The organism is Pseudonocardia nematodicida (assembly GCF_040105385.1).
In the GTDB taxonomy this organism is placed as follows: Bacteria; Actinomycetota; Actinomycetes; order Mycobacteriales; family Pseudonocardiaceae; genus Pseudonocardia; species Pseudonocardia nematodicida.
In genome coordinates, this window is record NZ_JBEDNQ010000001.1 from 140833 (window position 1) to 163225 (window position 22393).

Annotated in this window: 24 protein-coding genes; 12 read left to right on the forward strand and 12 right to left on the reverse strand. The window is 72.7% G+C overall.

The features are described 5' to 3' along the window. Positions 1 to 9: 9 nt before the first annotated feature. Genes WIS52_RS00655 through WIS52_RS00700 form a run of 10 tightly spaced genes read right to left on the reverse strand, consistent with a single transcriptional unit; the run spans position 10 to position 9545 of the window. Positions 10 to 897, reverse strand: a complete 888-nt coding sequence (locus WIS52_RS00655; RefSeq protein WP_349296056.1) for a DUF6282 family protein — start codon at positions 895 to 897, stop codon at positions 10 to 12. A gap of 49 nt (positions 898 to 946) precedes the next feature. Further along, positions 947 to 1573: a 3-oxoacid CoA-transferase subunit B gene (locus tag WIS52_RS00660; RefSeq protein WP_349296057.1), complete on the reverse strand. Its 627-nt coding sequence runs from the start codon at positions 1571 to 1573 to the stop codon at positions 947 to 949. Continuing rightward, positions 1570 to 2331 carry a CoA transferase subunit A gene (locus tag WIS52_RS00665; protein ID WP_349296058.1) on the reverse strand — a complete coding sequence of 254 codons (762 nt, stop codon included), beginning with the start codon at positions 2329 to 2331 and terminating at the stop codon, positions 1570 to 1572. The genes WIS52_RS00660 and WIS52_RS00665 overlap by 4 nt, the downstream gene beginning before the upstream one ends. Next, on the reverse strand, positions 2328 to 3317 hold the full coding sequence (locus WIS52_RS00670) for an enoyl-CoA hydratase/isomerase family protein (RefSeq protein WP_349296059.1): 990 nt from the start codon (positions 3315 to 3317) through the stop codon (positions 2328 to 2330). The genes WIS52_RS00665 and WIS52_RS00670 overlap by 4 nt, the downstream gene beginning before the upstream one ends. Further along, entirely contained in the window at positions 3314 to 4804 is a 1491-nt protein-coding gene (locus tag WIS52_RS00675) for a CoA-acylating methylmalonate-semialdehyde dehydrogenase (protein WP_349296060.1), read from the reverse strand. The genes WIS52_RS00670 and WIS52_RS00675 overlap by 4 nt, the downstream gene beginning before the upstream one ends. Positions 4805 to 4827: 23 nt before the next feature. Next, on the reverse strand, positions 4828 to 6003 hold the full coding sequence (locus WIS52_RS00680; RefSeq protein ID WP_349296061.1) for an iron-containing alcohol dehydrogenase: 1176 nt from the start codon (positions 6001 to 6003) through the stop codon (positions 4828 to 4830). After that, a complete protein-coding gene (locus tag WIS52_RS00685; protein WP_349296062.1) occupies positions 6000 to 6956 on the reverse strand; it encodes a beta-keto acid cleavage family enzyme in 957 nt (318 codons plus the stop codon). The genes WIS52_RS00680 and WIS52_RS00685 overlap by 4 nt, the downstream gene beginning before the upstream one ends. Continuing rightward, entirely contained in the window at positions 6953 to 7708 is a 756-nt protein-coding gene (locus tag WIS52_RS00690; protein WP_349296063.1) for an HpcH/HpaI aldolase family protein, read from the reverse strand. The genes WIS52_RS00685 and WIS52_RS00690 overlap by 4 nt, the downstream gene beginning before the upstream one ends. Further along, complete coding sequence (locus tag WIS52_RS00695) at positions 7705 to 8628, reverse strand: cupin domain-containing protein (protein ID WP_349296064.1); 924 nt, start codon at positions 8626 to 8628, stop codon at positions 7705 to 7707. Before WIS52_RS00695 ends, WIS52_RS00690 begins: the two co-directional genes overlap by 4 nt. A gap of 23 nt (positions 8629 to 8651) precedes the next feature. Further along, positions 8652 to 9545, reverse strand: a complete 894-nt coding sequence (locus tag WIS52_RS00700; RefSeq protein WP_349296065.1) for a DUF6282 family protein — start codon at positions 9543 to 9545, stop codon at positions 8652 to 8654. Between the two features lie 282 nt (positions 9546 to 9827). Here WIS52_RS00700 and WIS52_RS00705 point away from each other — a divergent pair, with 282 nt between their 5' ends. The 7 genes from WIS52_RS00705 to WIS52_RS00735 all read left to right on the forward strand — a co-directional run bounded on the left by WIS52_RS00705 (position 9828) and on the right by WIS52_RS00735 (position 16409). Beyond that, the gene (locus WIS52_RS00705; RefSeq protein WP_349296066.1) at positions 9828 to 10601 is read left to right on the forward strand and encodes an IclR family transcriptional regulator; all 774 of its coding nucleotides are present in this window, start codon (positions 9828 to 9830) and stop codon (positions 10599 to 10601) included. A 53-nt stretch (positions 10602 to 10654) separates the two neighbouring features. Beyond that, positions 10655 to 11701 carry an extracellular solute-binding protein gene (locus WIS52_RS00710; protein ID WP_349296067.1) on the forward strand — a complete coding sequence of 349 codons (1047 nt, stop codon included), beginning with the start codon at positions 10655 to 10657 and terminating at the stop codon, positions 11699 to 11701. Positions 11702 to 11706: 5 nt separating this feature from the next. After that, the gene (locus WIS52_RS00715; protein WP_349296068.1) at positions 11707 to 12606 is read left to right on the forward strand and encodes an ABC transporter permease; all 900 of its coding nucleotides are present in this window, start codon (positions 11707 to 11709) and stop codon (positions 12604 to 12606) included. Then, positions 12606 to 13493, forward strand: coding sequence for an ABC transporter permease (locus tag WIS52_RS00720; RefSeq protein WP_349296069.1), 888 nt, complete (start codon positions 12606 to 12608; stop codon positions 13491 to 13493). Before WIS52_RS00715 ends, WIS52_RS00720 begins: the two co-directional genes overlap by 1 nt. Beyond that, the gene (locus WIS52_RS00725; RefSeq protein ID WP_349296070.1) at positions 13490 to 14614 is read left to right on the forward strand and encodes an ABC transporter ATP-binding protein; all 1125 of its coding nucleotides are present in this window, start codon (positions 13490 to 13492) and stop codon (positions 14612 to 14614) included. The genes WIS52_RS00720 and WIS52_RS00725 overlap by 4 nt, the downstream gene beginning before the upstream one ends. Continuing rightward, a complete protein-coding gene (locus WIS52_RS00730) occupies positions 14611 to 15663 on the forward strand; it encodes a hypothetical protein (RefSeq protein WP_349296071.1) in 1053 nt (350 codons plus the stop codon). The genes WIS52_RS00725 and WIS52_RS00730 overlap by 4 nt, the downstream gene beginning before the upstream one ends. Positions 15664 to 15818: 155 nt before the next feature. Further along, positions 15819 to 16409: a response regulator transcription factor gene (locus WIS52_RS00735; RefSeq protein ID WP_349296072.1), complete on the forward strand. Its 591-nt coding sequence runs from the start codon at positions 15819 to 15821 to the stop codon at positions 16407 to 16409. Between the two features lie 46 nt (positions 16410 to 16455). Here the strand turns inward: WIS52_RS00735 and WIS52_RS00740 are convergent, their stop codons facing one another. Next, positions 16456 to 16668 carry a hypothetical protein gene (locus tag WIS52_RS00740; RefSeq protein WP_349296073.1) on the reverse strand — a complete coding sequence of 71 codons (213 nt, stop codon included), beginning with the start codon at positions 16666 to 16668 and terminating at the stop codon, positions 16456 to 16458. A gap of 305 nt (positions 16669 to 16973) precedes the next feature. Between WIS52_RS00740 and WIS52_RS00745 the strand changes: the two genes are divergently transcribed. Further along, positions 16974 to 17585 (forward strand): HNH endonuclease, encoded by a 612-nt coding sequence (locus tag WIS52_RS00745; RefSeq protein WP_379610909.1) that lies wholly within the window; start codon positions 16974 to 16976, stop codon positions 17583 to 17585. 8 nt (positions 17586 to 17593) lie between these two features. On the opposite strand, the gene WIS52_RS00750 is transcribed toward WIS52_RS00745, so the two are convergent. Continuing rightward, the gene (locus WIS52_RS00750) at positions 17594 to 17863 is read right to left on the reverse strand and encodes a hypothetical protein (protein WP_349296074.1); all 270 of its coding nucleotides are present in this window, start codon (positions 17861 to 17863) and stop codon (positions 17594 to 17596) included. 280 nt (positions 17864 to 18143) lie between these two features. Between WIS52_RS00750 and WIS52_RS00755 the strand changes: the two genes are divergently transcribed. The 4 genes from WIS52_RS00755 (at position 18144) to WIS52_RS00770 (ending at position 22355) form a co-directional block, all read left to right on the forward strand. Further along, on the forward strand, positions 18144 to 19211 hold the full coding sequence (locus WIS52_RS00755) for an LCP family protein (protein ID WP_349296075.1): 1068 nt from the start codon (positions 18144 to 18146) through the stop codon (positions 19209 to 19211). 94 nt (positions 19212 to 19305) lie between these two features. Beyond that, the gene (locus WIS52_RS00760; protein WP_349296076.1) at positions 19306 to 19911 is read left to right on the forward strand and encodes a dTDP-4-dehydrorhamnose 3,5-epimerase family protein; all 606 of its coding nucleotides are present in this window, start codon (positions 19306 to 19308) and stop codon (positions 19909 to 19911) included. Further along, the gene (locus WIS52_RS00765; RefSeq protein ID WP_349296077.1) at positions 19908 to 21011 is read left to right on the forward strand and encodes a class I SAM-dependent methyltransferase; all 1104 of its coding nucleotides are present in this window, start codon (positions 19908 to 19910) and stop codon (positions 21009 to 21011) included. The genes WIS52_RS00760 and WIS52_RS00765 overlap by 4 nt, the downstream gene beginning before the upstream one ends. A gap of 72 nt (positions 21012 to 21083) precedes the next feature. After that, the gene (locus WIS52_RS00770) at positions 21084 to 22355 is read left to right on the forward strand and encodes a class I SAM-dependent methyltransferase (RefSeq protein WP_349296078.1); all 1272 of its coding nucleotides are present in this window, start codon (positions 21084 to 21086) and stop codon (positions 22353 to 22355) included. Positions 22356 to 22393: the final 38 nt, after the last annotated feature.

A 22393-nucleotide genomic window follows, 5' to 3' on the forward strand; every position in this document is an offset into this window, starting at 1 on the left:
GCGCGCTGTTCAGCCGTCCAGGCCGAGCAGCTCGCGCGGGTTGTCGTGGACGATCCGGCGGAGATCCTTCTCAGGGAGGCCGAGATCGAGCAGTGCCTCGGCGACGCGACGGAAGGCGTCGACCGGCCGGGGGAAACCCGCCTGGCCGAGGTCGGATCCGATCAAGGTGTTCTCCGGACCCAGCGCACTGATCCACTGCATCAGCTGTTCGACGGGCCACCGCATCTTCGCACCGGGGTCGTACATGTGGAGCTCGTGTTCGATCAGGGCGCCCTGCTCGATGTAGCTGGAGCACTGCGCAGGATCAGCGCCGATGACGAAGTCCGGATGGGACACCACGAACCGGCGCACGCCCCGCTCCCGCGCGGCGGCGAAGCAGGCCGAGATGTCCTCGGGATGGAGATGGCCGCCGTTGAGGACGGCGTCGTGCTCGGCGATGAGATCGAAGATCGGCCCGAGCTCGGGTACGACCTCCCCGTCACGGACCACCTCGATGCGCTCGGCCGTCAGCGTCACGGTCGGGGTGGGGAACCCGAGGTTCTCGGCGTGACAGTCGATGTGTCGTCCGGAGGACACGGTCGGCAGGTAGACGACCTTGCCTCCGAGGCCCAGACACAGCTGCACCTGGGCGAGGTTCAGCCCGCCGACCGTCGAGTTGAGCGCCACGGCGCCGATGACCTCGGTCGGGATGTCCTCGAGCTGCGAGCGCTGGGCGAGCACGTCCATCTGGGTGTTGTGGTGGTGGCACTTGGCGACCATCGCCCGCATGCGCAGTCGATCCCAGCCGTCCCGGGCGCCGCCGGCGTGGTCGAACTCGCGCGGCATGGGGGACGGGCCGGAGTGGCAGTGCATGTCGACCAGTCCGTCGAGGACCCGGTCGATCACGTCCGTCGTCATGGGTGCATCCGTTCTGTCGGTGGGTGATGTTCGCGATCGGCGCGCCGGCTCAGACGAGCGCCCCGCCGGTCGCCGCGCGGATCGCGTCGGCGGTGACCCCCGGGGCGGTCTCCCGGAGCCGGAATCCCTGGTCGGTGACGTCGAGTACCCCCAGGTCGGTCACGACGCGGTCGACGACCGCCCGGCCGGTGAGCGGGAGCGAGCACGACCCGACCAGCTTGGGCCGCCCGTCCCGGCTGACGTGCTCCATGACGACGATCACCCGGCGGGCGCCGTGCACGAGGTCCATGGCACCGCCCATGCCCTTGATCATCTTTCCGGGCACGGACCAGTTCGCGAGGTCACCGCCTTCGGAGACCTCCATCCCGCCCAGAACGGCGACGTCGAGGTGGCGGCCGCGGATCATGCCGAAGGACAGTGCGGAGTCGAACAGGGCGGCGCCGTCCCGGAGGGTGACCGTCTCCTTGCCCGCGTTGACGAGGTCGGGGTCGACGGCGTGGTCGGCCGGGTAGGGGCCGGTGCCGAGGATCCCGTTCTCGCTGTGCAGGACGACGTCGACACCGGGCGGGAGGTGGTCGGGGATCAGGGTGGGCAGTCCGATGCCGAGGTTGACGTACTGGCCGGTGCGCAGCTCGGCGGCGGCGCGGGCGGCCATCTCGGCGCGGCTCCAGCTCACGGGCGGACCTCCCGGGCGACGGTGCGCTTCTCGATGCGCTTCTCGGGGTTCGGCACGTGGACGACGTGCTGCACGAACACGCCCGGCAGGTGGACGTCCTCGGGACGCAGCACACCCGGGTCGACCAGTTCGGCCACCTCGGCCACGGTCACCCGGCCCGCCATGGCCGCCGGCGGGTTGAAGTTGGCGGTGGCGCGGTCGAAGACGAGGTTGCCGTGCCGGTCGCCCCTGCTCGCCGCGACCAGCGCGTAGTCGGCGGTGATGGCCTCCTCCAGCACGTACTCCCGGTCCCCGAACATCCGTGTCTCCTTCGCGGGGGAGGCCACGGCGACGCCTCCGTGGGCGTCGTAGCGCCAGGGGACGCCCCCCTCGGCGATCTGGGTGCCGACGCCGGCCGGGGTGTAGAAGGCGGGGATGCCACTGCCCCCGGCCCGCAGCCGTTCGGCCAGGGTGCCCTGCGGGCAGAACTCGACCTCGAGCTCACCGGCCAGGTACTGGCGGGCGAACTCCTTGTTCTCCCCGACGTAGGACCCGATCACGCGGCTGACCCGGTGGTCGCCGAGCAGCACGCCGAGTCCCCAGTCGTCGACGCCGCAGTTGTTGGACACCACGTGCAGGTCGCGCACACCGAGGTCGCCGACCGCACGGATCAGGGTCATCGGCACACCGCACAGACCGAACCCGCCCACCGCGAGACTGGCGCCGTCGGTGAGCCCGGCCAGTGCGTGCCCGGCGGAGGTGACCTTGTCGATCGTCATCTGTGGTCTCCCGAGAGCGGACGGGCCGGATTCCAGGTGGGGGTCTCGCCGCGGTCGACGAGCGCACACCGCACGCCCTCGTCGAAGTCCGGTCTCCCGATGACCTCGCCGACGACCTCGAGCTCGCGGGCCAGGCAGGCCGCGAGCTCGGATCCCGCACCGTGCCGGAGCAGCTCGTCGGTGGCGGACACGCTCGACGGGCTCACGGCGCGCAGGGCGGCCAGCGCCCGGGCGGCGTGCGGTCCGGGCAGCGCCTCCAGGGCCTCCTCCAGCCGGGGCAGGTCGGTCCCGGCGAAGACCCGCAGGACGGCGGGATCCGGTCCGTCGTCGGGCCCGGGCGGCAGCGGCCGGGAGGCGTCTGCGAGCGCCGCCACGCCGTCCCGGGCCAGCGCATCGGTCAGCTCCTCGAGACCGGCGCGGGGTACGAAGTGGGTCGCCAGGCCGCTGTGCAGCGTCCCGGTGGCGCCGGTCCGCAGCCCCGTCAGACCGAGGTAGCGCCCCCAGCCGGGAGCCAGCCGGGGCAGGAAGTGGCTCGCGCCGACGTCGGGCACGAATCCGATCATGGTTTCCGGCATGGCGAGCACCGAGTGCTCGGTCACCACCCGGTGGGCGCCGTGCACCGACAGCCCGAGACCGCCGCCCATGGCGACGCCGTCGAGCAGGGCCACGTACGGCTTGGGGTACTCGGCGATGATCGCGTCGAGGGCGTACTCCTCGCGGAAGAAGGTCATCGCGTCCGCGGTCCGGCCTCCGAGGACCTGTTCCCGCACGAGCCGGATGTCCCCACCGGCGCAGAAGGCGCGTGAGGTCGCGCCCCGGACGACGACCGTGTGCACGGAGTCGTCGCCGGCCCACTCCCGCAACGTCTCCGTGATCGCCCAGACCATGGGCGGGTCCAGGGCGTTCAGTGCATCGCTGCGGTCCAGCACGAGATCACCGAGCCCGGACCGCACCTCGGCGCGGATCCGGCCCGTCGCGACCGTCACGAGAACGACGGGAAGGTCAGCTGGGCGCCCTGCGAGGAGTGGGGCCACCGCATGGTCGCCGTCTTCAGCCGGGTGAAGAACCGCACCCCCTCGGGTCCGTGCACGTGGTGGTCGCCGAACAGCGAGCGCTTCCAGCCGCCGAAGGAGTGGAACGCCATCGGGACCGGGATCGGCACGTTCACCCCGACCATCCCGGCCCGCACCGCGGTCACGAACCGCTGGGCGGCCCCGCCGTCGCGGGTGAACACCGCGGTCCCGTTGCCGAACTCGTGGGTGTCGACCAGCCGCAGCGCCTCCTCGGCGGTGTCGACCCGCACGACGGCCAGCACCGGGCCGAAGATCTCCTCCCGGTACACCCGCATCTCCGGGGTGACCCGGTCCAGCAGACACGGCCCCAGGAAGAAGCCGTCACCGGCCGGGGCCGAGTCGCGCCCGTCGACGACGAGCTCGGCGCCCTCGGCGACGCCGGTGTCGAGGTAGCCGCGGACCTTGTCGAGGTGCGCGGCGCTGATCAGGGGGCCGAGGTCGACCTCACCGTCGCCGGGGCCGATCCGCAGGTCGTCGATGCGCGTTCGCAGCTCGGAGACGAGCCGGTCGGCGTTCTCCTCGCCGACCGCGACCAGGACCGAGATCGCCATGCAGCGCTCGCCGGCGGAGCCGTAGGCGGCGCCGATCGCGGCGTCGGCGACCACCGCGGGGTCGGCGTCGGGCAGCGCGACCAGGTGGTTCTTGGCACCACCGAGGGCCTGCACGCGCTTGCCCGCCTCGGACGCCGTCCGGTGCACGTGCTCGGCGACCGGGGTGGAGCCGACGAAGCTGACCGCCTCGACGTCGGGGTGGACGAGCAGCCGGTTCACCGCCTCGGCGTCACCGTTGACGACGTTGAGCACGCCCTGGGGCAGACCGGCCTCGACGAGCAGGTCGGCGAGCTCGAGTGCGAGCGACGGGTCCTTCTCCGACGGCTTGAGCACCACCGTGTTCCCGCAGGCCAGTGCGACCGGGAAGGTCCACATGGGAACCATGGCCGGGAAGTTGAAGGGGGAGATCGCGGCGACGACGCCGAGCGGCTGGCGGAACGACACGGCGTCGACCCCGCGGCCGACCTGCCCGGTGTACTCGCCCTTGAGCAGGGACGGCGCGCCGCAGGCGAACTCGACCACCTCGAGGCCGCGGACGACCTCGCCGCGGGCGTCGTCGAGGACCTTGCCGTGCTCGGCGGTGATGACGGCCGCGAGCCGGTCGAGATCCCGCTCGACCAGGTCACGGAACCGGAACAGCACCCGGGCGCGCACGTGCGGCGGGGTGGCGGCCCAGGCCGGCCAGGCCCCGTGGGCGGCGGCGACCGCACGGTCGACGGTCGCGGCGTCCGCGAGCGCGACCCGGCCGGTGACGACCCCGCGGGCGGGGTCGTGGACCTCGGCCGTGCGGGCATCGTCGTCGACCCGCTTGCCGCCGATGTGGTGTCCGATGTGGATGGGCGTGGACATCGTTCTCCTCCGGTGGGGAGGGGTCAGGGCACCAGCGAGCGGTAGAGCTGCTCGATGGCGTCCTGCCCGGGGACGAGGGGGTTGTTGGCGGGGGAGCCGGACGCGAGGGCCTGCCGGGCCATGGTGGGCACCATCTGCTCCCACCGGACCAGGTCGAGACCGTGCTCGGCGGGGCCGGGGACGGCGAGATCGGCGTTCAGCGTGTGCAGCTCGCGGACGAGCGCGGCGGCCGCCGCCTCGTCGGAACCGCCGTCGCCGACCAGCCGCATCGCGCGGGCGCAGTCGGCGTAGCGGGCGGTCGCCGCGGGTACCGACCACTCGGTCACCGCCGGCATGAGCATCGCGTTCGACAATCCGTGCGCCACGTGGAAGTGCGCGCCGATCGGTCGGCTCATGCCGTGCACGAGGGCGACGCTGGCGTTGGAGAACGCCATGCCGGCCTGGGTGGAGGCGAGCATCATCGTGCTCCGCGCCTCGTGGTCGCCGGGGTGCGAGTAGGCGGTGCGCAGGCTGCGCGCGATCCCCTCCATCGCGGTCAGGGCGAGCCCGTCGGTGAACGGGCTCGCCTTGCGGCTGACGTAGGCCTCGACGGCGTGGGTGAGCGCGTCGACGCCGGTGTCGGCGGTGAGCCGGGCGGGCATGCCCATCGTGAGCAACGGGTCCACGAGTGCCGCGGTCGGCAGGAACGCCAGCCCGGCGCACAGCATCTTCTCGTCGGTGTCGCCGGAGTCGTCGGTGATGATCGTGAAGCGGGTGCACTCCGAACCGCTTCCCGCGGTCGTCGGGATCGCGATCAGCGGCAGTGCGGGGGTGTCGGTGACGGTCGGGGCGGCGTACTCGCGCATCGGCCGGCCGGTGGTCCCGAGCAGGGCCACCGCCTTGGCGGTGTCCATCGGGCTGCCGCCGCCGAGCCCGACGACGCAGTCGAAGTCGCCCGCGGTCAGGGTGTCGACCGCAGCGGCGATCGACGACGTGGTGGGGTCCGGGCGGGTCCGGTCGAACACCGTGGCGGTGATGCCCCTCGCGGTCAGCCCGGCGACCACGCGCTCGGCCGTGCCGTTGCCCGACAGGAACGCGTCGGTCACGACGAGCGGTCGTGCGAGGTCCAATGAGGACAGCACGTCGCCGAGCTCGTCCGCGGCGCCCGGGCCGACCCGCAGGAGCCGGGGCAGGGCGATCGTGGCGACCGGCGCACTCATCGGGTCACCCCCGCCGTGCCGGGCAGCTCGGTGCGGTCCGGCCCCTTCAGGTCGAGCAGCTCCCGGGCCTGCGCCGGGGTGGCCGGTGTGCGGCCCACCTCCCCGACGATCCGGACGATCTTCTCGACCTGCTCGGCGTTGCTCCGCGCCATCCGGCCCCGGCCGAGGTAGAGCCCGTCCTCCAGGCCGACGCGGACGTGCCCGCCCAGCTGCGCGGCGTGGGTGGCGACGGTGAACTGGTGACGGCCGGCGGCGAAGGCGGAGAACACGTAGTCGTCGCCGAAGAGCCGGTCCGCGGTGCGCACCATGTGCCCGACGTGGTCGAGCTCGGGTCCGATCCCGCCGAGGATGCCGAACACCCCCTGGACGAGGAACGGCGCCCGGACCAGACCGCGCTCGACGAAGTGGGCGAGCGTGTACAGGTGCCCGATGTCGTAGCACTCGAACTCGAACCGGGTCCCGCGCGCGCCGAGGTCGGTGAGGATCGACTCGATCTGGGTGAAGGTGTTGGAGAAGATCCGGTCGGCCGAGCCGAGCAGGTAGTCGCGCTCCCAGTCGAACCGCCACTCGCGGTCGCGGGCGGCCGCGGCGGCGAAGTTGAAGTTCATCGAGCCCATGTTCAGCGAGGCGAGCTCGGGGGAGAACGCGCGCGCGGCGGCCAGCCGGTCGTCGAGGGTCATCACGATCGACCCGCCGGTGGTGATGTTGACGACGGCGTCGGTCCCCGCGGCGACCGGGCCGAGGAACTGTTCGAACACGGCCGGGTCCCCGCTCGGGCGCCCGTCGCGCGGGTCGCGGGCGTGCAGGTGCAGCACCGCGGCACCGGCGTGTGCCGCGTCGACCGCCTGGCCGGCGATCTCCTGCGGGGTGACCGGCAGGGCGTCGGACAGGCTCGGGGTGTGGATCGCGCCCGTCACGGCGCAGCTGACGACGACGTGGTCGCTCTGCTTCACGGGGTCCCTCCGTTCCGGACACCGGCGACGGTGGCCACGGCCGCCTCGGCGAGCATCGAGGTGTCGTTGCCGACCACGACGAAGTCGAAGCCGTCGGCGAGCAGTGCCCGCGCGCCCGTGGCACTCGCGGTGGCGGCGCCGCACGGCTTGCCCGCCTCGTGTGCGGCGGTGCGGGCCCTCGCACACAGGTCGGTCACCTCGGTCGCGGACGGTGGTGTCCCGACGTCGAGACCGATGTCGGCGGCCCCGACGAACAGGGCGTCGACACCGTCGAGGGCGGCGATGGCCCCGGCGTTGCCGGCGGCCTCACGGCTCTCGATCTGCGGGATGCACAGGCTGTGCGCACCCGAGGCCAGGTACTCCTCGCGGGAGCGCAGTCCCCAGCGGCCGGCGCGGCTGGTACCACCGGCGCCGCGCCGGCCGACAGGGGGGAAGCGGACGGCACTGACGGCGTCGCGGGCCTGGTCGACGGTGTCGACGTGCGGGACGAGAACCCCTGCGGCCCCGGCGTCGAGCAGCCGCTGGACGCCGGACGGGCGGCCGTCGGCCACCCGGACCAGTGGGAGCACTCCGAGCGCGTCGGCGACCGTGACGAGCTCGTAGGCCGTGCGGACGTCCAGTGGCGCGTGTTCCTGGTCGATCACGACGAACCCGAACCCGGCGTGCGCGGCGATCTGGACGGACTCGATCGCCGGCAGCTTGATCCAGGTGCCGATCACGCCCCCGGCGAGTGGGTGCGGTGCGGCGCTCACGAGGTCACCTGCACGGCGGCGGGGTAGTCGGCGGCGTTGAGCACCCAGCCCTTCGCGGAGAAGTCCTCCCGCGGCGGGCTGAAGATGTCGATCAGCTGGTTGCGGCCCTCGCCGCAGGCCCGGGTGGTGTGCACGGTCGGCGGCGGGATCACCGCGACCGACGGGCTGCCGACGACCGTGTGCTCGTCGGGGCGCCACTGGTCCATGTCGGTCGTCCAGGGGGTACGGATGTGGTGCTCGAAGCGGCCGGTCACGGCCAGCGAGCACTGCTGGAAGTCGTCGTGGTGGTGCGGGGAGAGCTTGTTGCGCGGCCGCGGCCCGTCGAACGGGTCCAGAAAGTTGATCATGAAAGCGCGGGTGCGGAAGATGCGCCCGAAGCGGCCGGGCTCGTCGGGGACCTCGCCGGGCCGGTAGACCCGGAGCCGGTCGCCGCCGGCCGGCTCCGGCCACGGCTCGAGCGGGGCGACCCGGGCGTGCGGCTCGGCGTAGTCGGCCGCGTTCATCGCGAGCGCGGCGACGTCGGCGGTGCGGTGGTCGAACAGGCGCACCACCTCGGTGTCGGCCGTGGCCCGCACGGTGGACGGTCCCGGCGGGACGACGACCAGTGCCACGCCGGCCACCGAGGCGCTCTCCGCGCCCGCGGTCACCTCCACCCGGGCGTCGTCGGAGGTCAGCAGGACCACGTACTCGTGTTCCTGGTCGGTGCGCTCGAGGGTCTGGCCCGCGGTCAGCCGGGAACGGGTGAGCAGGAAGTTCTGGCCGCGCACCACCCAGGTGCTTCCGTGGCGCTCGTCGTCGGTCTGCGGCGGGCCGTCGAACTCGGTGTAGGTGGGGGCGGCGATGGGCGCGTCCGCGGGGACGGCGCGCGCCGGAGCGGACGTCGAGGCCAGCGTCGACCGCGGGTCGGTGGGGTCGTACACGAGGGATCCTCCGAGGATGTGGGTCAGTCGAGACCGGCGAGGTAGGTGGGGTTGTCGACGACCATCCGCCGGAGGTCGGACTCCGCGATGCCGTGGTCGAGCAGGGCCGTGACGACCTCGATGAAGCCGTCGACCGGGCGGGTGCGCCCGAGCTGGCCGAGGTCCGAGGCGAGCAGGGTCCGCTCGACACCGACCGCCTCGATCCACTCCAGCAGGACCTCGAGCCCGAAGTGCGGGTGGTCGTCGGGCAGGTACATGCCGACCTCGTGCTCCATGAACACGCCCTGGTCGGCGAGCGCCACGCCCTGGGCGACGGTGAGGTCGCTGATGAAGTTGGGGTGGCTGGCGACCATCCGCTCGACGCCGCGTTCGCGGCCGAGGGCGAACAGCTCGGCCATGTCGTCGGGGTGCAGGTGGCCGCCGTTGAGGATGGTCCCGGTCTCGGCGACGACGTCGGCGACCTGCGCCACCTCCGGCCGGAGCCGGCCCTCGTCGTCGTGGATCAGCACCGGGACGGTGGTCAGCTCGACGCTGCTGCGCGGGAAGCCGCCGGCGAGTGCCTCCTCCTGGAACTGGATGTGGCGCCGCGAGGAGAAGGTCGGGAACCACACCACCTTCCCGCCCATCCGCAGGCACATCTCGACCGCGTACGGGTTGATCCCGCCGACCTGGTTGTTGAGGACGATCCCGCCGAACACCTGCGTCGGGATGCCCTCGAAGGACCGGTGCGCGGCCTTGAGGTCCATGACGGTGTTGTGGTGGTGGGACTTGGCGACGAACGCCCGCATGTTGATCCGCGCGCCGTCACGGGCGCCCTCGACGTGGTCGAACTCGCGGGGGAAGGGACCCGGCCCGGAGTGGCAGTGCAGGTCGACCATCCCGTCCAGGATCCGGGCGACGGTGGGGCTGGGTTCCATCAGGCGTTCTCCAGACGTCGGTGTCGACGACTAGACTGATGTTCGTTCTGTGAACTGTCAACACACGATATGAACTTGATGGTTGCGCAGTGAGGCTCCAAACGGACCTTTCGGTCAGATCTTGCTGGGCAAACAGGGTGCAGAGCGCGAGATCTCGGTCCAGTGTCGTTCACATGAAGGTTGCAGTGTTCACATGGCGCAGGTACGGTCCCGGTGCTGCCGATCACATCGCGCAGAATGCGAGGCGTGAACAGCAGGTCTTCCTCACGAACGGAGCGACGGATGAGCGACGGCGACGAGGACGTGCGCTCCGGCGGCTCGGACATCCGGGCGGTCGACCGGGCCGCCCAGATCCTGGCGCTGTTCGGGCCGCACACCCCGGAGCTGACGGCGGCCGAGGCCGCCGACCGTCTCGATCTCAACCGGACGACGGCCTACCGCTACTGCACGTCGCTGGTCGCGGCGGGCCTGCTCGAGCGCGGACAGACCCAGGGGAGCTTCGTCCCCGGTGCGCTGCTGCTGCAGCTCGGCACGTTCGCACTGGGCCGCCAGACCGTGCTGGAACTGGCCCCCGCCCACATGCGGGAGCTGTGCGCGGTCACCCGGCTGACGACCGTGCTGAGTCTGTGGGGGTCGGCCGGCCCGATCGTCTCGCGGGTGGAGGAGGACTCGACCCGGACCGTGCTCGTGACCGTGCGGGTCGGCACCCAGCTGACCCTCACCTCCGCCCAGGCCAAGATCTTCCTGGCGCACACGCCCGACCAGTTGCGGGTCGACCGGTTGGTCGGCGGAGTGCCCGACGACCGTCGAGCGGACCTGGTCGCCGAGATCCGCGGGCTCGCCGGGACCGACCGCGTCGCGATGAGCCCGGACGGGTTCGGGGTCCACGCGATCGCCGCCCCGGTGTTCGCCGAGCACGGGATCTGCGCCGCGATCGCCCTGATCGCGACCGACGACCTGCTCCCGCTCGACGACAGCTCGACCGCAGCCACCCATCTGAGGGAGACCGCCCGCGCGCTCAGCAAGGCGATGGGCGCACCGCCCCGCCCGACCTGACGAGGCGTTCGGGGACCTCCCCACCTCGACCTGTGTGACACGAAGGAGTGCTCATGCTCAGGAGACGTCGTGCCGTCGTGCCGATCGTCGCCGCCGTCCTGGCCGTCTCGTCGTGCGGTGTCGGCGTCGAGCCGGACCCGGACACGCTGACGTACGCCTCGTTCGGCGGAACCTTCACCGCGGGCCAGCAGGCCGCCTGGCAGGAACCGTGGACCGAGGCGACCGGCATGAGGTTCGCGAACACCTCACCGTCGGACCCCGTGCTGATCCGCGCCCAGGTCGGTACCGGGTCGGTGCTCTGGGACCTCGCCGACGTGACGCCCTACTTCGCCCGCCAGTACTGCGGCGAGCTGGTCGAGCCGCTGGACCTGCCCGACGTCGACCGGAGCCAGTACGACCCGTCCCTGATCGGGGACTGCTACTTCGGTGCCTACCGCTTCGGACTCCTCATCAGCTACGACACCGAGCGCTGGCCGGATCCCGAGACCGCCCCGAGGACCGTCGCCGACTTCTTCGACCCCGTGAAGTTCCCCGGTCGCCGCGGCGTGGTGTCCGACGTCGCCAACGGGATGCTCGAGTACGGGGCGCTCGCCGACGGGGTCGCACCCGAGGACCTCTACCCGCTCGACGTCGACCGGGCCTTCACCTCCTGGGACCGGATCAAGGACGACACGACCTTCGCCGCGAACAACGGCGCGCTGCTGCAGCAGGCCACCGGCGGGCAGGTCGACATGATGATGCTCGTCTCGGCCCGCACGGCCGCGGTCATGGACGAGGGCGCGCCCTTCACCCCCGTGTGGGACACCACCATGATCAGCTTCAACACCCTCGTCGTCCCGAAGGGTGCGCCGAACCGGGACAAGGCGATGGACTTCCTCGAGTTCGTGCTGCGGCCCGAGCAGTCGGCCAAGTTCGCCGAGCTCACCGGGACCTCCCCCACGAACGACGCGGCCCGGCCGCACCTCAAGGGCAACGAGGGCCGGGTCGACGCCATGAACCCGTCGGTCAACACCGGCCGCAGCATCACCACCGACCCCGAGTGGTGGGGCGAGCACTACACCGAGGTGGCCGAGCGCTACCTGGGCTGGCTGAACGGATGAGCGCCATGACCACGACCACGCGGACCTCGCCGCCCGGCGCCGCGCCCCGGCGGCCGCGGGGCGGCCGTGGGCGCGGGGCCGGCGCGCTGGTCGTGCCCGCCCTGGCCCTGATGGGGGCCGCCGTCCTGCTCCCGCTGTTCCTCAGCTTCCTGCGCAGCGTCACCGAGCCGTCGCCGGGACTGTCGAACTACGCCGCGCTGCTGACCGACGGCGTCACACTCACGATCTTCAGCCGCACCGTGCTGGTGGCCGCCGCTGTCACGCTGGCCACGCTGGTCATCGGCTACCCGTACGCCTACCTGATGACCCGGGTCGGTGGCACCGCGCGGCTGCTCATGGTGGCCGCCGTCCTGGTGCCCTTCTGGACCTCGATGACCGCCCGCAACTTCGCCTGGCTGATCCTCGAGCAGCGCGAGGGCCCGATCGACCGGGCGCTGCAGACGATCGGCATCGACGGTGCCGTGCTGCTCGGCTCCGCATGGGGGGTCGGGCTCGCGATGACCCAGGTGATGCTGCCGTTCATGGTGCTACCGCTCTACAGCGCGATGTCCGGCATCGACCGGAAGCTGCTCCTGGCGGCGCAGGGACTCGGGTCCCGGCCGCTGACCGCGTTCCGCCGGGTCTTCCTGCCGCTCTCCCGCGGCGGGATGATCTCCGGCGGGATCCTGGTCTTCGCGCTCAGCTCCGGGTTCTACGTCACCCCCGCCATCCTGGGCTCTCCACAGCAGTCGATGGTCGCCCAGCTGCTCGCCCAGCGGACGAACCAGTTGCTCGACTTCGCCGCCGCCGGGGCGCTCGGCACCGTCGTGCTGGTGTTCACGCTGCTGCTCGTGTCACTCGCCGGACGCTTCGGCGGCTCGGCCACGGCCCTCGGTGGCGCCGTGCAGGCCAAGGGAGGTCGCTGATGAGCGCGCCACCACAGGACCGGACCCGTCCGGCGGCGACGACCCGCACCGGGCATTCCGCGCCACGACGGTCCCGCCGGCCGGTGGACTCCGTGCCCGTCTGGCTGAAGGCCGTCGGCGTCGTGGTCGCGGCGTTGTTCGTACTCCCCACGCTCGTCGTCGTCCCGATGAGCTTCACCGCGGGCGGCACGTTCCGGTTCCCGCCCGCGGAGCTCTCGACGCAGTGGTACGAGAGCTTCTTCACCGACCCGCGCTGGACCGCGGCGGTCGGCAACACCGTCCAGGTCGCGCTGACGGTCATGGTGCTCGCGACCGTCCTGGGCACCGCGGCCGCCGTCGGGCTGAGCCGGATGCGCTCCCGCTGGGCCGGCCTGTTGCGCGCGACGCTCATGCTGCCGCTGGTGTCCCCGGGCATCGTGATCGCGGTCGCCGTCTACGTCTCCTACCTGCAGTGGCGGCTCGTCGGCACCTTCGGCGGCTACGTGCTCGTGCACACCGCCATGGCGATCCCGTTCGTCCTGGTCTCGGTCGGGGCCAGCCTCGGCGGATTCGACAACCGGCTGCTGCTCGCGGCCCAGTCCCTCGGCGCGACGCCCTGGCGGGCGTTCCGGACCGTGCAGCTGCGGCTGATCGCGCCGGGCGTCGTGTCCGGTGCCGTGTTCGCGTTCGTCACCTCGCTCGACGAGGTCGTGGTGGCGTTGTTCCTACGGGCCCCGCAGTTCGAGACGCTCCCGGTCCGGATGTTCAACAGCGTGACCGTGGAGATCGACCCGACGGTCGCCGCGGCGTCGTCGATGCTCGTCGTGCTGGTCACCGCACTGATCCTCTTCCCCCAGGTGTTCCGCCTGCTGCGCCGCCGGCGGTCGAACGGAAAGGCCATGTCATGACGAGCACGACCGCCACCCGGGCCGAGGCGGGGTCCCGGACGCCCGGCATCCACATCTCGCTGGCCGGGGCGACCAAGGACTACGGCCTGGCGCGGCCCGCCGTCGCCGACGTCGACCTGGAGATCGCGTCGGGCGAGTTCGTGTCGCTGCTCGGACCGTCCGGCTCGGGGAAGACCACCACCCTGAACCTCATCTCCGGTCTGGAGACCCTCACCCGGGGGACGGTCAGCTTCGACGGCACCGACGTCAGCGATGTGCCGGCCCACCGGCGCAACCTCGGGATGCTCTTCCAGAGCTACGCCCTGTTCCCGCACATGACGGTCGCGCAGAACATCGCCTACCCGCTGCGCGAACGGAAGGTGGGCAGGGCGGAGATCCGTCGCAAGGTCGCCGAGGTCCTCGGGCTGGTCCAGCTCGAGGGACGCGACGACAACCTGCCGAAGCAGCTCTCCGGTGGCCAGCAGCAACGGGTCGCGCTGGCCCGGGCGATCGTCTTCGGCCCGGGTGCCCTGCTGCTCGACGAGCCGCTCGGCGCGCTGGACAAGAACCTGCGCGGCGCGCTGCAGACCGAGCTGCGCCGGATCCACCGTGAGGTGGGCTCGACCTTCGTGTTCGTCACCCACGACCAGGAGGAGGCGATGACGATGTCCGACCGCATCGTGCTCTTCCACGAGGGGGGCGTCGAGCAGGTCGGTTCCCCGCGCGATCTCTACGAGGCACCCGACACCCTGTTCGCGGCACGGTTCCTCGGCGAGGCCAACACACTGGAGGTCGAGGGGGATCCGGCCTCCGGCACGGTCACCCACCGCGGCGTGTCCTGGGCGGTCCCGGCCGGTGTGGTGTCGCCCGAGGTGGCACGCCGCCCCGTGTCGACGCTGCACGTGGTCGTGCGCCCGGAGGCCGTGCAGGTGGGCACCGGGGAGGTCCCGGCCGGGCGGGCGGGTGTCGAGCTGCGGGTCCGCGACGTCGAGTACGTCGGGCACTTCGTCCGCGTGCTCGGCAACGGCCCGGGGGGCGAGCCGCTGACCGCGAAGCTCCCCGCGGGCGCGTCCCCGGTCGCTGCCGGGGACCGGGTCACGTTCAGCTGGGACGGGGCGGACCAGCGGCTGGTGCCCGCGTGACGGCCGATCCGCGGCTCGCCACCGACATCGGCGGCGTACGGTTCGCCAACCCGGTCTGGGTCGGCGCCTCGGAGCTGACGATGACCGTCGAGGGCATGGTCCGGTGCGCGGCGGCGGGTGCCGGTGCGGTCGTCGCGAAGTCGGTGAACGAGAGCGAGGCGGCCCGGCGTCAGCTCGCCGTCGCCGACTACGCGTTCGTCGACGACGCGCGACGGCACGTCGACACCCCCCGCGCCGCCCCGGACTCCGCGCTGCTGAACCGGTCCGGGCTGGGGCGGCACGATCCCGACGCCTGGGTGGAGATGCTGTCCGTGGCCCGTCCACGGATGGAGCAGCACGGCAGCGTGCTCGTCGGCAGCGTCGTCGTCGGTGACCTCGACGCCGCACCGGGCGTGGTCCGGTCGATCGGTGCGGTGACCGACCACGTCGAGCTCAACGTCGGAGCGCCGCACGGCCGGGAGGTGCGGACCGGCGCCGTGCGCCAGATCGGATCCGCCGAGCAGGTCGAGCAGGTCGTGCGCGCGTCGCGGGCGGTCTGCCCCGGCCTGCTGCTGGTCAAGCTCGGCGACATCGGGCCGGCGTTGCCCGGAGCGGTCGCCGCGGCCCGCCGGGCCGGTGCCGACGCGGTGGTGCTCGTCGGCCGGTCCAACGGGTTCCTGCCCGATGTGGACACCCTGCGGCCGGTGCTCGGCTCCTGGGGTGCCTGGTCGGCGCCGTCGAGCCTGCCGTCATCGCTGTACGCGGTGAGCAAGGCGTACCGGGCGGCCCCCGGTGCTCCGGTCGTCGGTACCAACGGGGCCCGAGGTGGGGACGACGTGTTCCGTTTCCTGCTCAGTGGCGCGGTCGCCTGTGAACTGGTGACGTCGGTCTGGCTCGAGGGGCCGGGCGCGATCGGCCGGACGATCGGCGAGCTGTCCGCCCGGCTCGACCGGACCGGGGTGGCCGCCGTGCCCGATGCGGTCGGTGTCGCGGTCTCCCACGCCCGGGAGTACGACGAGATCGACCCCGTTCCCGGCGCCCCCGAGGCCTGGGAACGCTGGACACGGTGAAGGGCGATCGGGGATCGCCCCCGGACGTGACGACGGCGGCCGTTCCGGATGACCGCTTCGGCGTGCGGAGCTCCCGGCGTCCCGCCGGCGAGCTCCGCGGGATGCGTGCGGGCACCCGGGATCGGACGGCACCGGCTCCGGCGTCGGTGCTCATCATGTCGGCACAGCCGCTGGTCCGGATCGGGATACGCAGCCTGTTCGACGGGGTCGGCGGGACCCGGGTCGTCGCCGACTGCGCGACGGTGCCCGACGCGGTGGTGGAGGCGGAGCGTCTGCGTCCCGATCTGGTCGTACTCGACGTGCCGGACGCCGCGGCGGCACAGCTGCAGCCCGACCAGGTCCGGCAGGTGCGCGGCCTGGGGTGTCCGGTGATCGTTCTGGTCGGGACGATGGCCGACCGGGCCCGGGTCGGTGCGTTCCTGCGTGCGGGGGCGACGACGATCCTGGGTCGGAACACCGATCCGGGCCGGCTCCGCTCCACCGCGATGACGGCCGTGCGCCGGTGCGCGGAGGCCGGCCCGACATCGCCGGGTGGACCCGCCTCCCCGCGTGACCCCGGTCTGACGCCCCGCGAGGTGGACGTGCTGACGCTGGTAGCGAAGGGCGAGTCCAACGCCGCGATGGCCGTCGGGCTGAACATCGCGGCCTCGACGGTGAAGTGGCACATGGCCAGGGCCGCGCGCAAGCTCGGCGCACGGAACCGCACCGATCTCGCGATGCTCGCGGTACGGCTCGGCGTCGTGTGAGCGGCCGGCCCCGGGGCCGCCGGCCGTCGCCGCGGTACGGCCGGGGTCAGTCCGGGACGATGTCGGAGAGCCAGCCCTGCAGCTCCGCGGGCCGACGGTCGCAGTGCGGGCAGACGGCGACGGCCGCCGGCCTGCCGGCCGCGTTCACCAGATGGATCAGCTGCCGGACGTCCCGGCGCCCGCAGCAGCTGCAGGTCGACGCCCGGGTCGCCCGGAAGCCGCCGACCGGGCGCGCGTGGTGCTCGGTGTTCTCGTCCATGTGCCGTGTATAGCTGGGTGCAACGCTGCCCCACACCGTCCTGTGGCCGACCTTACGTCCGTTGTCACACAGGCGTTTCCGCTGGTTACGCAGGGGTGACCGGAGGTCGCTCGGTGGATCACCGACGGTGCGCGCACCGGGAGGTCACCGCGTGTCGGCCGCACTATCACACTCGCGTAACCCGGCTTCCGTATGGTCGACTGCATCCCACGGACCTCGTGCGTTCCGGAGGTGGTCGCGTGCCCTACCGACAACCCGTCCCCAGCGGTGCCGAGATTGTCGTCGCCCCCGTGGACCCCAGACCTGTGGACCTGACTTCGGTCCGGTCCGACCGGGTCCCCATCCCCGACGAACTCGATCCGGCACCCGATGTCGCGTCCGGCACCCGCGGCGCGATGTCCGGGGTCCCCACGGGTTCGCGCGTGCTGCTCCTCAACGCCAGCTTCGAACCGCTGGCCGTCGTCACCTCGAAGCGCGCGGTCTGCCTGCTGCTCTCCGGCAAGGCCGAGTGCATCCAGGAAGCGCTCGAAGGCAGTGCCTTCCGTTCCGAGAGCCTCTCGCTCCCCGCCCCGTCCGTGCTGCGTCTCTGTCGCTACGTCCGGGTCCCCTACCGGCGTGCGGTGCCGATGACCCGGGCCGGCGTGCTGCGCCGGGACGGCCGGCGGTGCGCCTACTGCGCGCGGCGCGCCGACACCATCGACCACGTGATCCCGCGTAGCCGCGGCGGCGCGCACAGCTGGGAGAACTGCGTCGCGGCCTGCCGGGCCTGCAACTCCCGCAAGGCCGACCGGCTGATCGAGGAGCTCGGCTGGACGCTGCGAACCACCCCGGGACCGCCGTCGCGGAACGGCGCGGGGGTCCTGGTACTGGCGGTGGAACCGCTGCCGGCCTGGGAACCCTGGCTGTCCGCGGCCTGAGGAGAGGGTCAGCGGCGCCGGTCGAACAGGCGCGGCCGGCGCCGGGCCTTCGGCGCGGCCGACGACCGGAACGCGCGGCAGTCGGCCCCGCACGCGCCGCAGTCGGAGCCGGCACGGTAGTGCTCGTGGGCGTCCCGGTCGTGCCCGCAGGTGCAGACGTCCGCGCCCACCCGGGCCGGGCCGGCCGGCGGCGGGGCCGCGGGGAGCACGCCGTCCTCGGCGGGGGTACGCGGGGTCGGGATCGAGACGGAGGTGCGGGTCTCCGGGCTGATGCTCATGACGGGTCCTCCTGCGCTCCGCTACGACCGGTCGGTCGCTCTTGCCCGATGTCTCGCCTGCTCCGGTCGGAGTATTAGCGGGACCGCCGTCCGATCCTCACAACTGATGACGGCGGCGACGCTGCGTAGGAGCAGAGCGCTGACCTGCGACTTTGTGTCACCGTCCGGTGGTGCCCCGATCACCCGGGGAACCACCCGGTAACGCCGAACGTCCTCCGTCGAAGAGACATCCGAACCCCGGTGAGTCACCCGAGCCGGGTACGTCCCGCGAAGGAAACCCATGCGTAACGCCGTTCCGCCGACCCGCGGCGACGACCTCGTTCCCGGCATGCGCGGCGAGCGCCCCCGCCGCCGTGGCCGGCGGGTGTTCGTCACGCTGCTCGCGGTGGTGCTCGTGCTGCTCCTGCTGGTCGCCGGGGTGATCGCGTACTTCGTGTCGAGCATCGGCAACGACATCAACCGCATCCCGGACGCCTTCCGCGGCCTCGACACCTCGGCCCGCCCTGCGGACTCCGGCGGTACGACGTTCCTGCTGGTCGGCACCGACTCCCGCTCGACCGAGCCGACCACCGGCGCCGACGCCGACCCGGAGGCCCGAGCAGGCTCGCAGCGCAGCGACGTGATCATGCTCGGCACCCTCGCCGCGGACGGATCGACCGCCTCGGTCGTCTCGATCCCGCGCGACTCCTGGGTGGACATCCCCGGCCGCGGCATGAACAAGATCAACGCCGCGTACGCCTACGGTGGCGAGCCGCTGCTGATCGAGACCGTCGAGCAGCTCACCGGCGTGCGCGTCGACCACTTCGGCGTCATCGACTTCGCCGGGTTCACCTCGCTGGTCGACTCGGTCGGCGGGATCGACGTGAACGTCGCCCGCCCGACGAGCAACGCCGGCGTCGACTTCGTGGAGGGCGAGAACCACCTCGACGGCGAGCAGGCCCTGGCCTACGTGCGCCAGCGTTACGACCTGCCCGGCGGCGACATCGACCGGGTGGCCCGCCAGCAGAACGCGATCAAGGCGCTGCTGCAGACGGTGCAGCAGAAGGCGACCACCGACCCGGCCGCGGTCTACGCGTTCGCGACGAGCGTCGGCGACGCGGTGAGCGTGGACGACTCGCTGTCCAACACCGGGCTGATCCAGCTGGCGTTCGAGGCGCGCGGCCTGCGGTCGTCGGACGTGGCCTACGTGACGGCGCCGGTGGCCGGGCTGGGCCGGGAGGGCGCGCAGTCGGTCGTCTACCTCGATCAGGCCCGTGGACAGGAGCTCTGGAACGCGGTGCGTGACGGCTCCGTGGCCCGGTTCGCCGAGCAGAACCCCCAGCTGGCGTTGAGTGCCACGCCGTCCTGAACGCCCCGCGTAACGGGGATCGCGACTCGCGCGAGATCAGGGTCATCCGGGCGATCCGCCCGAATGCGTCCGGGTGTGGCGAAGGGAGCCGGTGGTGGAGGTCGAGAGCACGGCGCTCGAGGGGGTGCTGCTGTTCCGGCCCCGTCCGTTCCGTGACGGGCGCGGCTTCTTCAGCCGGACCTGGGACTCCGCGGTCGGCGAGGAGTGGGGCGTCCGGCGCGGCGACCACGTCCAGGACAGCCAGTCCCGCTCGGCGCACGGGGTGCTGCGCGGCCTGCACGGCCGCGGCGCCGGCGGCGAGGCCAAGATCATCCGGGTGGCGCACGGCGCGGCGCAGTTCGTCGTCGTCGACGGCCGGCTGGAGTCGCCGACGCTGGGCCGGCACGTCACGGTCCGGCTCGACGACGTCGACCTGGTCTCGATCCGCGTCCCGCGCCGGATGCTCACCGGGTTCTACGTCGTCGGCGAGGTCGCCGACGTCTGCTACGCGATGGACCGGGTGCACGACGGCGACCACGCGGTCGCGGTGCACCATGCGGACCCGGACCTGGCGATCGACTGGCCGGGTGAGCCGGGGACGCTGAGCGAGCGGGACCGCGTCGCCGGGACCTGGCAGGACTACCTCCGCTCCACCGCGGGCGCGCCGGACACCGAGCCGGTGGGTGCATCGGACAGTGTCCTGAACGGGCGTGCCCGGTGAGCGCCCTGGCGTGCCGGTTCTGCGGCGGCGGCGGCGAGGTCGTGCTCGACCTCGGCGTCCAGCCCGGCTGCAAGACCTTTCCCGAGCAGGCCGACCCGGGCCCGGACCCGGTGCACGACCTGCGGATGTGGCTGTGCGACGGCTGCGGCCTGGCCCAGCTGGCCTCCGACCCGGGCGGGCGCGAGGAGGTCGTCGGTCTGGAGCCGGCGGCACTGGTCGAGCAGGGCCGCCTCGCGGTGGCCGAGCTCGCCGCCGCCGGGATCGTCGGGCCGGGGCGCACCTTCGTCGAGTACGGCAGCCCGCACGGCGGCAGCTGGGTCGGCGGACTCGCGTCGACCGGCGCGACCCAGGCCGGGCCGGGTGAGGCGGCGGACGTCGTCGTCGACAACCTCGGGATGATGCACGACGCCGACCAGGCCGCGGCGCTGCGCGAGCGGATCGCCCGGGTCCGTCCCGGTGGCTCGCTGGTGTTCGGGTTCCACTCGCTGGCGGCCATCGTGGACGGCCGGCAGTGGAACGACCTGCGGCACGGCCACTTCGCCTACTACTCGACGCCCGCGCTCACCGGCATGCTGGAGTCGCTCGGCTTCACCGCGACGACGGCGTGGTGGTTCCCGCTCTACGGCGGCACGGTGCTGCTCGTGGCCCGCGCCGACGGCGTCCCCGATGACACGGTGCGCGAGCTCGTCGAGGCCGAGGACAAGGCCGGCGTGCGCGACCCGGAAGCCGTCCGGGTGCTCCAGCGGGCCGCCGACGAGGTGACCTCCGGGGTGCGCGGCTTCCTGGAGACCGAGCGGGCCGCCGGACGCACGGTGTGGGGCTACAGCGCCGCGTCCCGGGCCGTCGCGCTGCTGTCGCGCGCCGGGATCGGGCCGGAGCTGCTGCCGGCGATCGCCGACGGCTCGCCGGCGAAGCAGGGCCGCCGCACCCCGGGCACCGCGATCCCGATCGCGGCCCCGGCCGGTCTCGTCGCGGCGGCGCCGGAGTCGGTGCTGTTGTTCGTCGACGACCTCCTGCCGGAGGTACGTCGTGCGCTGCCGGAGGTCGAGGCCGCCGGCGGTACCTGGCGTCTGCCCGACTCCGTCGCGGCACGCGCCTGATGCAACACCATCACGATCGAGTACCTCGAAGCACGTTCTGCCTGGTCACGAGAATGCGGGGGAATCATGACTATGACGACCGACACCGAGCTGCGGTTGCTGCCCTCGGCGGTCCCGGTCACCAACTGCCGATCATGCGGTGATCACCGGCTGCAGGAGTTCCTGTCGCTGGGCTCGACGCCGATCGCGAACGCGCTGCTGGCGCCGGCGGACTCGATCGAGCCCGACCCGTCGTACCCGCTCGTGGTCGGGGTGTGCGAGACGTGCGCCCTGGTCCAGGTCATGCACGAGCTCCCCGCCGAGGTGATCTTCGGTGCGGAGTACCCGTACTTCTCCTCGTTCTCCGACCAGCTCGTGCGGCACTCCCGCGCGCACGTCGAGGAGCTGGTCGCCACCCGCAGGCTGGGGCCGGACTCGCTGGTCGTCGAGATCGCCAGCAACGACGGTTACCTGCTGCGCGAGTTCGCCCCGCACGGTGTCCCGGTGCTCGGCGTGGAGCCGACCCCGGGGCCGGCCGCGGCCGCGCGGGAGTCCGGTGTGGACACCATCGAGGAGTTCTTCGGGATCGGCCTCGGCAGGCGGCTGCGCGCCGAGCGCGGCGCCGCGGACGTGGTGCTGGCCAAGAACGTGATGGCGCACGTGCCCGACCTGAACGGGTTCGTGGCCGGGATGGCGGCGCTGGTCGCCGAGGACGGCATCGTCCAGGTCGAGAACCCCGGGCTCCCGGCGCTGCTGGACCACGCCGAGTTCGACACGGTCTACCACGAGCACTTCTGCTACTTCTCGACGATCGCGGTGCAGCGGCTGTTCGCCCGGCACGGCCTGGTGCTGCTCGACGTCGAGCAGTTCCCCGGTCTGCACGGGGGCACCCTGCGCTGGACCGCGGGGACGCGGGGTATGCCGTCGAAGCGCGCCCGTGCGCAGCTCGACGCCGAGCGGGCCGCCGGGCTGGACGGCACCGCCGTCTACACCGGCTTCGGCCTGCGGGTCATCCAGCTGCAGCACGAGCTGCGGTCGCTGCTGCGCCGGCTGCGCGCCGAGGGGGCGACGATCGCCGCGTACGGCGCGGCCGCGAAGGGCGCCACCCTGCTGAACTCGAGCGGGATCGGCGCGAACCTGATCGACTTCGTGGTCGACCGGAACCCGCACAAGCAGGGGCGGCTGATGCCCGGCGCCCGGCTGCCGATCCTGGACCCGTCGGCGCTCCTCGAGCGCCGGCCGGACTACGTCGTGCTGCTGGCCTGGAACGTGGCCGAGGAGGTCGTGGCGCAGCAGCGGGCCTACACCGACGCCGGCGGCCGGTTCATCGTGCCGGTGCCGAAGCCTCGGATCCTCGGCTCGTGAGTGGTTGTCGCGGTCCCGGCCGCGACAACCACTCACGA